The sequence below is a fragment of the Nocardia cerradoensis NBRC 101014 genome, assembly GCF_000308535.1.
GTDB classification, from domain to species: domain Bacteria; phylum Actinomycetota; class Actinomycetes; order Mycobacteriales; family Mycobacteriaceae; genus Nocardia; species Nocardia cerradoensis.
In genome coordinates, this window is record NZ_BAFW01000350.1 from 1 (window position 1) to 14,270 (window position 14,270).

Consider the following 14,270-nt stretch of genomic DNA (forward strand, 5'->3'; position numbering starts at 1 on the left):
GCTTCACGATCTGCTCGTGGGCATAGACCGCGTCGCGCAATTGCTGGCGCGAGGCCTCGCCGGCCAGCAGGAGAACCAGTTCGTTGCAGCGACGTTCGAACACGAGGGCGCGCAACGCCGCGGCCTCGTCGTCGACCCGCAGTTCGCCGACGTCGACCCGCCCGACGTCGACCCGGTGCGGCAGCATGGCCGCGGTGAGCAGATCGTCGGCGTCGCGGAGTTCTTCCCACCACGAGGCGGGGATCGGGCGGCCGGCCCCGAGCGCGGACAGGATCCGGTCCCGGATGCCGCGCGACTGCGCCGCGTCGGGCCCGCCGGGAGCGCTGCCGGCGACCAGCCGATGCGCCTCGGTGGCCAGTTCCTCACAGCGCGCGCGGATCTGCGCATCCGGCACGGCCGCAACGTGTTCCAGGGCCTCGCCGGATCCGGCGAGGGCCAGCCGGTCGGCGGTGTCGGGAGTGAACACGCGCAAGTCGACGTCGTAGGAGGGGCCGACCAGATCCTGCATGGCCACACTCGGGAACCGCTGCCGCAGTCCGTGGTCGATCGATCCGGACGAGACCAGCGCGGTCAGCTCCGCACCGGCCTTGCGGCCCCAGGCCAGACCGAATTCCGCCAGCACCCGCGCCGGATCCGAGACGCCTTCCCACGGCGACGCGGGGTCGCCGGAACCGTCGGCGAGCACCTCGTCCCAGATCCACGGCGAGGACACCTCGCGCGGCAGATACAGCCCGGCCGGGAACCAGCCGCGGCCCTCGTTGGAGGTGATGAACACACCGGCGCCGGCGGGGCCGCGCAGCACCGCCACGGCCCAGTGCAGGCCCAGCACGGACGAATCCACCGCCGCCAGCACCGCACCCAGCAGGATGCGGGCGATCAGCAGATCGTTGTCCACGGCGTCGCCGACGACATAGGCCGGTTCGGCCTCGGCGTCCTTGGCCTTGGCGACGGCGGCCGCGAACGGGGTCGGCACCGGAACCGGCGGCAGATCCCCGGCAGCGGTGGTGCCGTTCGGTCCCTGCCCGCGCTCGTCGGGTCCGAAACCGGACGGCGGGCCGGCCGGACCGCCCGGAGGTACCACACCGGACGGCGGCGTCGTGCCCAGCGGTCCGGACGGCGGGCCGGAGGGACCACCGCCCGGTCCGGCCGGACCTCCGGCGGCGGACGGGCCGGTACCCGTGCCCGCACCCGCCCCGAAAGGCGCCGTTCCGGGTGCGGTGCCGGTCGAATCCGGTGTGGCCGAGGGTGTTCCGGGTGCGGTGCCGGGCGCGACGCCCATCGGGGTGTCGGCGCCGGTGTCACCGGGCGTGTGGGCGCCGGCATCGGCGGGCCCGGAGCCCGGCGCGCCGACCTGCGGTCCGGTGGGTGCCTGGGTGCCCGAACCGGGCAGGGAGGGCGACTGCTGGTAGGGCGCGGCGCCGGATCCGTTCGTGTCGTCGTACCGGCGGATGTTCGCGGCACCGTCCTCGTCGCTGCGTTCGAAGGCGGCGGCGGCCGCGCGCAATTTCGCTGCGGTGTCCCGGTGTTCCTTGGCCAGTGCGATACCCGCGTTCTGTCGCGCCTGGTAATAATCCTGCAGGGCGCCGAGCACCGGGTCCGCGATATGGCCGTAGGTATTGGGGAATTCCCGCAACCAGTCGGTGGGAGGTTTCGCCCATTCCAAGGTGTCTTCGGCGACCCGATCGTGCTGAAGGGCCAAATCGAGTAAGACCGCAGGGTCGACTTCCATGCTGCCCGACATGCCGAATCAGATCCTTCCCACCGGTGACGTCCTCATTGTCGAGCCTTCCCACTCGCGGGAAGGGCGCGCGGCGAGGCCCGGCACGCCATCCTGTGCACTAGCGAGGGGGCGGCGCGGTGATCGTCGGGCGCCGCACCGGTTCGGGCGTGATCGTGCCGGCCGGGACGGCCGCCAGATATTCCGCCACCTGCCCGTGCGCGTAGACGATGTCGCGTAGCCGCTGCCGGGACGGTTCGCCCGACATCAGCAGGACCATTTCGTTGCAGCGGCGTTGCGCGACCGACAGCCGCAGGGTGGCCGAATCGGTGGCGGATCGGCCCGTGGAATGCTCGGATCGCAACTCCCCCAATGGAACTCGCGAAACGTCGGCCAGCAGCGGCAGCATGGAGGCCGCCAGGAGTTGGTCGGCGTCGAACAGTTGCTCCCACCACTGCGCCTGCACCGGACCGCCCTGCAGGATCGTCTGCATGATGCGATGCCGGAGTTCGGCGGCGCCCAGGGAGGCGAACGGATCGGGACCCGACACCGCGAGCCGCTGATGCGCGTCGTAGGCGAAGTCCAGACCCCGGCTGCCGATCCGGTCCGCGGGGATCGCGGCGACCCGTTCGAGGACCGGCGGCGCGGTCACCAGCTCCAGGCGGTCGGCCAAACCCGGTGCGGGAGTGGAGAAATCCATGGTCGGGCCGGGCTCGACCGAGCCTTCGAGCGCGACCTCGCCCAACTGCCGGGCCAGCAACTCGTCGAAGGGGGCCGAGGACACCAGCGCCGACAGCCGGGCCCCGGTGCGCCGCCCCCAGCTCAGCGCGAATTCGGCGAGTACCCGGGCCGGATCGGCCAGACCCTCCCAGGCCGGCCCCTCGGCCACCGACCACACCCACGGTGTCGACAGTTCGCGGGGCAGGAAGACACCGGGCGGCAGCCAGCCGCGGCCGTCGTTGGACGTGACGAACGCGCTCACGCCGCCGTCGTGGCGCATGATCGACACCGCCCACTCGGTACCGACGGCGGGTGCGCCGGCGGCGGCGAGCAGGCTAGCGAGCAGGCTGCGTGCCAGGACCAGATCACCGTCCACCCGTTTACCCAGCATGAAGGTGGGTGCGGCCGCGGCGGCCATCGCGGCGCCCACGGCATCGCGAACCAGGTCGCCACTGCCGGTGGTGTCATCTTTGTCGGGGGATTTCTCGCTGCCGGTGGCCTTGTCGGCGCCGGCTCCCGCCTCGCCGGTATGGCGGCCCGGCGGCTGACTCTTCGCGGGCCCGGCGGCGGGTGGCGCCGTGACGCCGGGCGCGGACACACCGGGAACCGCACCGGGAGACCCACCCGGTGCTGACGTAACCCGCGGTGCCGCAATGGCATTCCGGGAATCCGGCGCGGATGTCGCCCGCGGATCCGCCCCGGCCCCCGCGGCGGCGGGTGAATTCACGACCGGCGGCCGGTCCGGCGTGAACGTCGGCTGTTGCGCCGCGAACATCGGCATCTGCGCCGCCATACCCGCCGCCACGCCCCACGACGGCGGGTTCTCCGATCCGGTGGTGTCATCGGTGCGGCGGCCGGGCCCGGCCGTGAGATCCGGCGCGCCGGATTCACCGGTCCGCCGCTCGGCACCGGAATCGGCGGTGCCGGCGCGGCTGTCGTCGCTGTCGATCTCGGTGTGCGAAACTGGCTGCGCCGCAATGGTATCCGATTGCTCCGGTGCCGCGTCCACCGCACGATGCTCCGGCGCGACCACCTCGGCCGCAGGGGGCCCGCCGTCCGCCTGCGAGGCGGCCATCGGCCCGAGCGAACGTCCGCCCCCCGTCGGCGCGGCCTGCGGCGCCGGCCCGGAGCCCGGCTGCACCTGCACGGCCGGTCCGGCCGACGTCCCGTCCTCCGGCGCGGGCGCGTGGCCGATGCCCGGTTCCACCTCGTCGGGCGCGATGATGTCCCAGCCCGGAAGCCGGGACAGCGGTAGTTGTGATTCGTTGGGCCGCAGGAGGTCCCGCAGATCCTGCAGGCTCGGCAGATGGGGAACGAACGGTCCGCCAGAGGGCCGCAATCCCTGCGGCAACGATCGGACCCCGTGCGTGCCGGGCCCACCCGGCCCGTCACTTCCCGCGTGCGGCGACCGATATCTCGGCCCAGCACCGGGGCCGTCGGAGCCTTCCGGCCCATTGCGCCACGGCCCGGGTTGCCCCAGCGCCGCCGCGATCGCCGCCAATTCCGGCAGGCCCTGCGGTCCGACCTCGCGCAGCGCCGCCGCCGCGATATCGTCGACCTCGGCGCGAGCCTCGGCGAGGATCCTCCGGATATCGCGTCGGAGGCGTGCGTCCGCCTCGCTACCGTCTCCGCCGGCTTCCTCTTCCTTCTCCCGCGCCGCCGCCGCGGCCGCCCGCGCCGCACTGATCTTGCGCAATGCGCGGTCGACGGCGTTGAGGATCCGGTCGCGGGTGCGGTCGACCAGACTCGACATCTGCCCGAAGGTGTCGGCCGCCGCGACCAGCGCGTCGACGAATCCGCGCAGCGTGCCCTGCTGCGCCAGCAGCTCGTCCTTGATCGGCTGCAGGCTCGCGCTGGAGCGGACCCGATCGTCGAAGGCGCGCCGCATGCGATCGGCCTCCGCGGGATCCAGCGCCTCGGCTCCCTCGCGCGCCAGCGCCTCCAGTCGGCCCCAGGTGCGCGGAGAGATCTCCGGCCAGTTGTCCCTGACGATGGCCTTCCAGTACGGGCTTTCGCGCTCCGGGTTCATGCGGATCAGACCGATTCGGACTGTACGTGTCCGCCGCCGTCGATATCGGCGTTCTTCAGGCCCGTCGCGGTGCCGTGGGCGCGGGTATGGGTGGCGTGGGTCCGGCCGCGCAGGTCTGTGGCGGCGGTCTCGAACCAGCCGGTGACCTGATCGAAGACGCCCTTCAAGCGGAAGTCGAGCGGTGCTGCCGGGCGCTCGTCGACGGTCCAGCCGCCGGTGGTGGCGCCGACCTGGTCGGCGAACGAAAATGTGGCCGCTGCGACCTGCCCCGAGACGGCGATGACGTCATCGGGATCGTCGATATCCAACATGGCGGGGACCTGTCTCGAAAGTGACTGGCTGGTCAGGAATTGGTGCCGAATTCGGCGATCTCCATGGCACGGTAGGAGGATTCGGTGGGCAGATCGAAGGAGTCGATCGTGTACGGCCGGGTGCCGTTGTACTCCATCTCCGACCGCAGGCCGACCCGCGATTTGGTATGGGCGAGCCGGGCCAGTCGCAGGATCTCGGCGGCCAGCCAGGTATCGCCGTTCTCGCGCGCGTCGTCGGTCAGATGCAGTCCGACCACCTCACCGTCACGATCGCAGGCGACGCCGACGGTGTGGTCGGGGTTGAACACCTCGTACACGCGGTTCTGCCAATCCGGTGCGGGCGGAGCGAGGTCGTCCTCGTCGTAGTCGTCGTAATCGGACATGGTCGGACTCCTGTCGTTGATGCGTAGTTAGGGACCTGTGACGACGCCCGGGGCGGACACTCGCCCGGGCGGCGCGGAGACGGCGGGGCCGGGCGGTTGCCCGGAGGCGACCGCATCGTCGGCCGTGCCCGACAGCCGGGCGGAGATGGCCGACCACGCCTCGTCGCCGACGGTCATGACCTGGTGCAGCTGCCAGAACCTCGTCCCCAGATACATTTCCCCGGTGCCGTCCGGTCCGACGTCCAAGTGGTCCGGGCCGTCGGTGGCCGGGTTCAGTGTGATCGTCGTCAGCGGCGGCTGCATATCGTCGACGTTGACGATCGTGGCACTGCTGCCCGGTATGAAACTGGTGCGGCAGCGCGGATCCGAGGCCGGTGTCAGCTCGGCGCTGTTGGTGGTGATCGTCACCTCCGGGTTCAGCAGCAACTGCAGGACCCAGGAGCGCGCGGCCGGCTCGGGACGCGCGGAGGTGATCGAAATCGCCAGCGACGCCGCCAGATCCACCACCAATACCGCCTGCGAGCTGGTGACGCCGACGACGACCAGCCGGCGCGCGGTGCCCACCGGATCGGGCAGATCGTCGGCGGCGAAGGTCATGGCCGCCGACCCGGCGCCGGCCCCGGTGACCGGATAGGCGTTGACGGTGCCCGTGGCCACGTCGATCGTGTAGGCGGCCAGCAGATCGGGCGTCCGCTCGGCCAGTCCGGCCAATCGCACCAGACCCTCACCGTGCAGCCAGCGCACGGTGTCGGCGACGGTCACACCTCCCGGATCGGTCACGAAACCTGCTCCGGCACAGCGGGTTGCGACGCATCCGACGCGTCTCCCCAGGGATCCTGCGCCATCAGCAGCTCGTACTGACGACCGGCGTCGGCACTGCTCTCCCGGATCGCGGCGATGATCTCCGCGACCAGCTCGTGCGACTCGAACCGGTCCACGGTGCCCGGTGCCAAGTACAGATCGGTGAGCCGGCCCATCGCGTCGACCTCCGGGATGACCGCACCGCTCGGCGAGGGCCGGCGGGCGCGGATGGCGTCGATCTTCTCGCGCAGGTCGGCGATCTTGTGCCGGAGGTCGCGTGCGGCGTCCAGGGCCGCCTGCACCTCGGGATGGATATCACTCATGCGGAACCTCCGGTTTGCGTCGGAGCCTGGTTGGCCGGTCCTGGTGTCGCCGGTGTCACGGTCGGCGCGATGGTGGGCTTCTCGCCGATCACGGCGTCGGTATGTGGCGTGTCGTCGACGTACATCAGGCGGTCGGGATGCCAGGCCACCACCCGATTGCGCTCGTTGTTCGCACCGCCACCGCCCATGCCGGGAGACATCGGCATGTACGGCATCATCGGCGAACCGGTACCGGCCGCGCGCGCCGCCGTCCCGGCCGAATTCTGCAGCGATTCGATGACCGGCGTGCGCGGCAGATTCGACGACACACTGCTCACCGCTCCCGTGGCCGATCCCACCGTGGGCATCGGCCCGACCGCGACGGGCGAGGACGTCGCCGAACCGATCGCGCTGGTGAGATCTCCGATCGGGGTCACATCCGCGCCGGCGCCGCCACCACCACCGGAATATCCGTAATCGCCCCCGCCGGTGTCGTATCCGTAATCGCCGTAACCGTAGTCGTCGAGGGAGCCCGTGCCGAGATCGTTCGATTCGTTCATGCCCATCATGGGCATGCCGGCGGCCATCATGCCACTCATCACCGTCGGCAGCATCGAGGCGAGCGTGCTAATCATCTGGCTGCTGTCGCCCGAACCGTTCGACTGCCCGGATGTCGATGCCGCCGTTCCGGTTTCGGAATCCCCGGCATTCTGGGCCTGCTCGACACCCACCGTCGAGTAGTAGGAGCCGATCGTCTCCGCCGACCGCGCGTTCTGCTCCTGGAATTTCGCCAGCGCGGCCTGAATTCCGAGTTGATTCTTCGACCGCATGGACCGCACCAGTTCCTTGCGCGCGGCGATGATCTCCTCCGGGGTGGGATGTTTGGCTTTCGCGGTGTCGAAAGCCTTGGTGTACGTGTCGATTCCGTCGGCGAGTTTGCCCAGCGTGGAGCCGAGCGTATCCAGCCACGTGCGATGGCGGCCCAGCCGCGCGGCGGCGTCGGAGCCGACCGGCGTCCAGTGCTGCATCACGGAAGCGGCGCCGTCGACACCGGTCAGCGCCGCCGCATGTGTGGTACCCAGATAGTTCCGGACGTCGGAGACGAACCGGGTGGCCGGTCCGGTACCGGGTCCCGCCCGCAGCTGCTGGGCGAAGGTCAGCGGATCCACCGCACCACCCGAGGTGGGCAGGCCGAAACTCGGCGGGCGGCGCAGCGCCGGCGGATCGATGTCGGACACCGGGTTCGCCAGCACCTCCCCGCCCGGCCCGCCGATGGCGCGTGCGCCCTCGTCGTCGGCGTCGGTGTAGCGCTGCGCGGCCTCGCCGATCTTGTGTGCCGTCCGGTGCACCTCGTGCAGAATGCCCGCCATCCCGTTCATGAGGCTGGCGGCATGGGTGTTGAGCTGCGGAACCGCCTGTGCGGAAATGGGATCGCTACCCGCGGGCAGCACCCAGCCCGTGGGCATCGACGCACCGGTGCCTCGCGCCAGCTCGGCCAGTGCCGCCGCCGCGGCGGCGAGCTCGGTCGGATCGACCTGTAACGCCACACCTGCCTCCTCTCACCACAGCCTCAGGTCGGCGTCCCGACCGCGGCCGACAACACCCCGCCCTGCTGATCTCCGGGCATCGGCATCCCCGGCGCCGAATCCGCCTGGTGGTCGGGGGCAGTGGCCTCGATGCCGCGCGGATGCTGGAATTCGGTGAATGTGCCGAATTCCCCGGCCTTTCCGGACATCGAGTCCATCTTGTCGGAGTCCAGCTTCTGCAGCTCGCCGTCGATGATCGCTTCGATCGTGCCGTCGGTGCCGGACCCGAACACCACGAGCACGGCGGTGGTCTTCTCCCAGACACCGACGTCGCCGGTCATCAGCTGGTTCGGATCGATGTGATCGCCGATCTGCTTGTTGTCGGTCCACTTCGCGGTCGTCTTCTCGTACGCCTTCTGCGCGTCGGTGCCGCCGTGATTGCCGAACGCCGCGTCGAGCGCCTGCGCCACGACGAGCGACACCTTCTGCGTGCGACCGTCGGGGAACGGATATTCGACGGTGCCGTCGGCACCGGGGGTGCGTCCCGGTGGCACCGCACCGGCCTGCTGGCTCTGCGAGGACGACGCGCCCTTCGGCGCCGCATCGGACTGCGCGGTCGCGGATGCGGGCGACGCGGCCGGCTGGGTCTGCTGCGGAGTCGCGGCCGCCGGTTGCGCCGAGACCACGGGCTGCTGCGGATAGGTGGGCTGCAGTCCGCCGTTGCGACCGTTGAGACCCTGGTCCTGCATCTGGCGCATCATCTGCATCTGAGCGAGCATCGGCAGCATCTGGCTCATCATGTCGCCCATACCGCCCATGCCCGAGCCCATTCCCGAACCGAGAGAGCTCATTCCGGAATCCGGTGAGGTCATACTGGCGGGAGTGGCCGAGATCGGGCTCGTGCCACTCGTCGAACCGGTACCCAGCCCACTGGGATCCGACGCCGAATTCGAGCCGGAGGACAATCCGTCGGTGAGCGAACCGCCGGTGCCGGTGCCGGTTTGATCGGTGCCGGTGCCGTCGAGGCCGAAATCCATGGGGGTGTAGGAGCCGTCGCCACTGCCCTGCTGGCCGAGCAGGTTGGGATCGTAGGTGGTGTCCCCACCACCGCCGCCGCCACCACCGTTGCCCTTGGCGGCCGCGAGCTGCTGCTGGAGAGACTTGTTCTGCTCCGTCAGCGTTTTGACCTGCTCGGTGAGTTTCTTCAGCTTGTCCGCTTCGGTCTCCACGCCATCGCCGTTGTCCTTCTGCTTGCCCTTCGCATCGTTCATGATCGTCTCACCCGATTTCAGGCCATCGGCGACGTAGGTCATGATGTACTCGTTCTCGTTCTGACCGTCATCAGGCGGCTCGGCCGCCTTGACATTGAGCTTCTCGATCCAGTCCGCGACCTTGTTCTGACTCGCTTGACGGTCCTCGATGGTCTTGGTGACCTTGTCGAAGACCTTGTTGTGTGCGTCGAGCATGGTTTCGAAGGCCGACTGCAGATTGAACGCGAGAAGTTGGTAGCTACTCATCGCGTCGGATCTGAGATCCCCCATATTCAAGCTGACCTGCGGGATGTCTTCGGCCTTCGGAAGCTCCTTGATATCGCCGGAACCGTACGCCTTCCAAAATCCGACCACGACCGTGACGAGCTGGACGTCCATGAGATTGAGCGTCGCCGGCTGGAGTTTGAACCGAGCGTCCTGCGGATACGGTTGCGGGCTCACGCCCAAGTCGTCCGGCACCAGCAGCGGCGGCATCTGTTTCGTGGAGGATTCTGCCATCTGATGTCACACCTACACCGGGACCGCACGCGGCGTAGCGTCCGGGGCGGGCTGCTCCGTGATCCCTGTCGTGGTCGTCGGCTGTTGGGCGACGGTGCCGCCCTGGTAGTTCAATGTGGCGGCCGGGCTGTCACGGAAACTGTTCCCGGCCAGATCCGCACCGGCCGGACGGACCGGAATAGCCTTGATCTTCGGCGCCCCGGCATCGGCTTCCGGGTTGTAGATCGCACTGCCGAGAGTTCCACCGGCGCCACGCAGTACCGCGCGGCCCAGCGATCTCTGCAGACCTTTACCGCCACCGCGAGCGGCCACATTCTTGACGGTTTTCAACGGGATCTTGCCGATCAGCCCGACGCCCTTGCCCAGCAGACCCTTGGCGAGCAACTTCTCGCCGAACATACTGCCGATCTTGCCTCCGGGAACCGCGGCGAGCGCGCCGGTGATCGCCGCGGCCTTGAGTCCGTCGGTCACACTGCCGGTTTCGATTCCCGTCCAGATCCCGTCCGTCGCGGCGCCCGCGACCGCGCCGACCACGGGAATCGCGGAGACCGCACCGACGACCACGTCCTTCAAGCTGAGCCCCAGAAAACTCATGAGATCACCTATCTGCGACGAGCACCCGGACTCGAACCGAACAGCCGCGACGTTGGGTTGTTGCGACACTCACGACGAGTTCATTGTCGATGATTCCCAGGACTGGGAAGTGAGCATCGCAGCCGCACCAGTCAGGATGATTCAGGACGATCCGGGCGTTCGGGAGGAGTGCGCGTTGTGACGACTCTCCGTAGTGACCTGCCGAGGACAGAGACTGTCGCGCAACGGTTTCCGATGCCACGTGCGTCGAGGTGAGCCGCGATGACCAGCGCGGAGACATGGCAGGCCACCGTACCGGAGGACACCCCGGAGCCGGTCGAATCCGGCTCGGAGACGGGCGAGGGGCAATCGACCAGACCGACGCCGTGGTCCAGGCCGGCGCGGCAGAGCCCGGGGCGTGCCGGTCTACCGGTATCCGGCAGCCCGGCGGCATCCGACACCGCAGCAGCAACGCCTGTCTCGGATTCGATTCGGCCCGAAGCGACTTCCGGCCCGCGCACCGTACCGGCCGCATCGTCCGTCCCGGCGTCCCCCGCGACGACATCACCCTGGGCGGCGGGCCGGACCGCATCCGTGGAATCGGCGACGACCCCGGCGACGGACTCCGCGGCCCCGGCGCCCGTGCGCGCCGCCGGTTCGGGCCTCGTGACCCCGCGCTCCACGGCGACGGCGGTCGGGGACGGCGAGGCCGAGGACGGCGGGATGTCCGACCCCAGCGCCCTCACCTCGGCGATGCTGCCCGCCATGAGCATGCTGCCCATGCTCGCCTCCGCCCTCGCCGGCCTCGGTAAGAACGGTTCGGGCGCACAGCAATCCGGCTCCGGTAACGGAACCGGCAGCAACGGAAGCGGCGGGCTGACGCCCGAAGCGCAGCAGGCCCTCGACGCGCTGCGGAAACTCAAGGACACCTACGGCGACGAGGGCAAGGCGCCGACCGATCCCGAAACCGGTGGCAGCGGAAAACAGCTCGACACCCGCACCGGGTCGGGCAGCAGCGTCGGCAGCGGGAAAACGGCCGCGCAGATCAAGGCGCATCAACTGTTCCAGCGCAATGCGGCCACGGCCTTCAACACCCTCGACAACGATCTCGTCGACTACATGCGTCGCCATGCGGGCAAGCACACCATCGACAAGAAGGCCGTCGCCCAGCTGCTGCGGGATGTGGATACCGCGCTCGCCCAGCTCGGATCGGCGGCCTACACCAAGACCGGGCAACTCCAGGTCCACCGCATTCTGACCAAGGCGCTCGAACAGGCCACTCGCATCGTCGGCGGTGGCAGCGCGAACTCCAAGGAGGCGGCATCCGAAATCAACCGCCTCACCAAGCAATACATGTACAACCTGGCCGGACAACAGCTTTCACACTCGGGCGGATCCGGGACGAAGGTCGGTGGCACCGTCGGGCAGTGGATCGAGCAGGCGCTGGGGGTGCTGGCCGCCGCCGGGGTCGATACGAGCCGCATAGATCCGCAGGCGATCGCGATCATCATCCAGTACGAATCCGGTGGTAATCCGTCGGCCACCAACAACTGGGACAGCAACGCCGCCAGCGGAACTCCGTCGATCGGCTTGATGCAGACCATCGGCCCGACATTCAATTCGTACGCGCTGCCCGGCCATCGCAACATCTACAATCCGGTCGACAATATCGTCGCGGGAGTCCGGTACGCGATCTCCCGTTACGGCTCGGTCAGCAATGTGCCGGGTGTGGTGGCCGTTCGCAACGGGCAAGCCTATCGGGGCTACTGATGGCCGGGACGCGAGATACGGCCGAACCGACCGGCGGCGCTGGACCCCAGACCGGGATCGCCACGTCCGAACCCCGTTCGCGCGCAAGCCGATCTCCGGCGCCGGCACCCGCGCGACCTCGCGGCGGTCTTCCCTCGACGCTGCCGGGCACCGGAGCCGCCACTGTCGCGCCCCCGAGCTCACCGGCGCTCCCCGCCGCCGTTCCGTCGGCGAGCACCGCTGCGGCCGCGTCACTCGCCGGCGGTTCGGATATCGCGATGCTGGCCGGGGCGGCGGGCCCACTGGCGATGGCCGCGATGAGCACGTTGAATTCGATGGCCGGCCATTTCGGTGAGGGCGTCCCGAGCGCGGAGACGGGCCGATCCGCAGCGCCGCCGACCCTCGCCGACACAGGCGCGCCGACCGGCCCCATCGCCTGGGACAGCGGCGCCGGAGCACAGTATTCCGCTGTGCGCCAGTCGAATACGGCCGAGTCCGGCGCCTTGGGCGAGGTGAATATCGAACTGCGCCGCATTCTCGGAAGTACGGTCGAGGACACCATGGCGGGGCGGGCGGCGATCGCCGCGATCATCGCCGAGACCGATGCCGCGCTCACCGCGCTCGGCAAGGTCGGCACCGGCGCCGCCGCGCAGAGTCAGGTGGTCGCCGCACTGGATGCCGCCCTCCAGCGCGCCGGTTCGGTTCTGCGTGGCGGGCAGGCGCAGTCGGCGGTCAGCGCGGAGCAGATCAACGCGCTCGCCGCACGCTATATCCGGGACTCCGGTGGCGGCCGCCCGGCCCGGGTGTATCGAGCGGCCAGCGCGAGCGGCGGGCCTCCGGGAACGCGGCCGGCCGGCGCGGTCGGTCAATGGATCGACCAGGCGATGCAGATTCTGCGCCAGAACGGCTACGACACCAGCCGGATCGATCCGGCCGATATCGCCACCATCATCGCGCACGAATCCGCCGGGAATCCGCACGCGATCAACAACTGGGACAGCAATGCTGCGGCCGGAACGCCGTCCAAGGGTCTGATGCAGACCATCGATCCGACGTTCGACGCGTATGCCCTTCCGGGACACCGGGATATCTGGAATCCGGTCGACAACATCATCGCCGGTGTCCGGTACGCGATCCATCGCTACGGATCGGTCGATCGAGTACCGGGCATCGTGGGCATGCACCGAGGGACCGGCTACGTCGGCTACTGAACGCCGGGCCGTTCACTTCGCCCAGCGAGTGGCGTGATAGCTGCTGGGCAGATTGACCTTGCGCACCACGGTTCCGGGTTTCGGCGCCTCGATGCACTGGCCGTTGCCGATGTACATCATGACGTGACCGGGATTGCCGTTGTTGAACTCCGCCTGCGGGAAAATCAGGTCGCCGGGCCGGATGGCGTTCGGGGGGACCTCCGGCAGCTGGCGGTACTGCGCCGCGGCGACCCGCGGAATCTGCACACCCGCGGCCCGTGCCGCGTACTGCGTCAAGCCGGAGCAGTCGAACGAATCGGGACCTTCCGCACCCCAGACGTAGGGACGGCCCTGCTGCGCATTGGCCACTTGGACGGCCTTCAGCGCCGCCGAGGATGCGGTCGTGCCGGCCTGCTGGGTGAACGTCTTGCCGGCCAGGTTGTACATGTATTGCGTGGTGAGGCGGTTGATTTCGGCCGCGGCCTCCTTGGAATTCGCGCTGCCGCCGCTGACGATGCGGGTGGCCTTCTCGAGGGCCTTGGTGAGGATGTCGTGCACCTTCATCTGCCCGGCCTTGGTGTAGGCCGCCGAGCCCAGTTCGGCCAGCTCGGTGTCGACATCGCGCAGCAGTTGAGTGACGGCCTTCTTGTCGAGTTTGTGTTTGCCGGCGAGTCGGCGCATGTAGTTGACCAGGTCGTTGTCGAGGGTGTTGAACGCCGTGGCCGCATTGCGCTGGAACAGCTGGTGTGCCTTGATCTGTGCGGCGGTCTTCCCGGTGCCGGCGCTGGTGCCGGACCCGGTGCTGGTGTCGAGCTGTTTTCCGCTGCCGCCGGAGTTGGGGCCGGTAGGGTCCTTCCCCTCGTCGCCGTAGGTCTTCTTGAGTTTCTGCAGTGCGTCGAGCGCCTGCTGCGCCTCGGGGGTCAGCGTGCCGCCCGAGCCGGATTGCTGGGTGCCGGAACCGTTTCCGCCGCCGCCCTTACCGAGGCCGGACAGCGCCGAGGCGAGCATGGGCAGCATGCTCATGCCCATCATCGCGGCCGGCAGGATCGACATCATGGTGTCCGGATCGAGGCCGCCGCCGTCGTGCCCGTCCGCGCCGCGTCCGGCCGCCGGTTGCGGTGGAACGGCACCCGCACCGCTACCGGGCGTGGCCGCTTGTACCGGGCCACCGGTTCCCACGGTCTGGGCCCCCACACCCGA

At 69.4% G+C, this 14,270-nt stretch carries 12 protein-coding genes; 2 read left to right on the plus strand and 10 right to left on the minus strand.

From position 1 onward, the window contains the following. The 9 genes from ON23_RS36255 to ON23_RS29830 all read right to left on the minus strand — a co-directional run. A partial coding sequence (locus ON23_RS36255; protein WP_245556180.1) for a type VII secretion target occupies positions 1 to 1,741 on the minus strand: 1,741 nt, incomplete at its 3' end. Positions 1,742 to 1,838: 97 nt separating this feature from the next. After that, entirely contained in the window at positions 1,839 to 4,466 is a 2,628-nt protein-coding gene (locus ON23_RS29795; protein ID WP_039782445.1) for a hypothetical protein, read from the minus strand. A 5-nt stretch (positions 4,467 to 4,471) separates the two neighbouring features. Next, complete coding sequence (locus tag ON23_RS29800) at positions 4,472 to 4,777, minus strand: hypothetical protein (RefSeq protein WP_039782446.1); 306 nt, start codon at positions 4,775 to 4,777, stop codon at positions 4,472 to 4,474. A gap of 32 nt (positions 4,778 to 4,809) precedes the next feature. Then, positions 4,810 to 5,160, minus strand: a complete 351-nt coding sequence (locus tag ON23_RS29805; RefSeq protein ID WP_039782447.1) for a hypothetical protein — start codon at positions 5,158 to 5,160, stop codon at positions 4,810 to 4,812. Positions 5,161 to 5,187: 27 nt separating this feature from the next. Then, positions 5,188 to 5,940 (minus strand): hypothetical protein, encoded by a 753-nt coding sequence (locus tag ON23_RS29810; protein ID WP_063821361.1) that lies wholly within the window; start codon positions 5,938 to 5,940, stop codon positions 5,188 to 5,190. Next, on the minus strand, positions 5,937 to 6,284 hold the full coding sequence (locus ON23_RS29815; RefSeq protein WP_039782448.1) for a YbaB/EbfC family nucleoid-associated protein: 348 nt from the start codon (positions 6,282 to 6,284) through the stop codon (positions 5,937 to 5,939). The genes ON23_RS29810 and ON23_RS29815 overlap by 4 nt, the downstream gene beginning before the upstream one ends. Continuing rightward, positions 6,281 to 7,810 carry a PE domain-containing protein gene (locus tag ON23_RS29820; RefSeq protein ID WP_039782450.1) on the minus strand — a complete coding sequence of 510 codons (1,530 nt, stop codon included), beginning with the start codon at positions 7,808 to 7,810 and terminating at the stop codon, positions 6,281 to 6,283. Before ON23_RS29820 ends, ON23_RS29815 begins: the two co-directional genes overlap by 4 nt. Positions 7,811 to 7,833: 23 nt before the next feature. Then, positions 7,834 to 9,558: a hypothetical protein gene (locus ON23_RS29825; RefSeq protein WP_039782451.1), complete on the minus strand. Its 1,725-nt coding sequence runs from the start codon at positions 9,556 to 9,558 to the stop codon at positions 7,834 to 7,836. Positions 9,559 to 9,570: 12 nt separating this feature from the next. Continuing rightward, a complete protein-coding gene (locus ON23_RS29830) occupies positions 9,571 to 10,152 on the minus strand; it encodes a hypothetical protein (RefSeq protein WP_039782452.1) in 582 nt (193 codons plus the stop codon). Between the two features lie 573 nt (positions 10,153 to 10,725). On the opposite strand from ON23_RS29830, the gene ON23_RS36260 reads away from it, so the two are divergent. Further along, on the plus strand, positions 10,726 to 11,901 hold the full coding sequence (locus tag ON23_RS36260) for a DUF4226 domain-containing protein (RefSeq protein WP_051043555.1): 1,176 nt from the start codon (positions 10,726 to 10,728) through the stop codon (positions 11,899 to 11,901). 257 nt (positions 11,902 to 12,158) lie between these two features. After that, complete coding sequence (locus ON23_RS29840; RefSeq protein ID WP_039782457.1) at positions 12,159 to 13,091, plus strand: lytic transglycosylase domain-containing protein; 933 nt, start codon at positions 12,159 to 12,161, stop codon at positions 13,089 to 13,091. A gap of 12 nt (positions 13,092 to 13,103) precedes the next feature. Here ON23_RS29840 and ON23_RS39000 read toward each other — a convergent pair. Next, a partial coding sequence (locus ON23_RS39000) for a C40 family peptidase (RefSeq protein WP_218001133.1) occupies positions 13,104 to 14,270 on the minus strand: 1,167 nt, incomplete at its 5' end.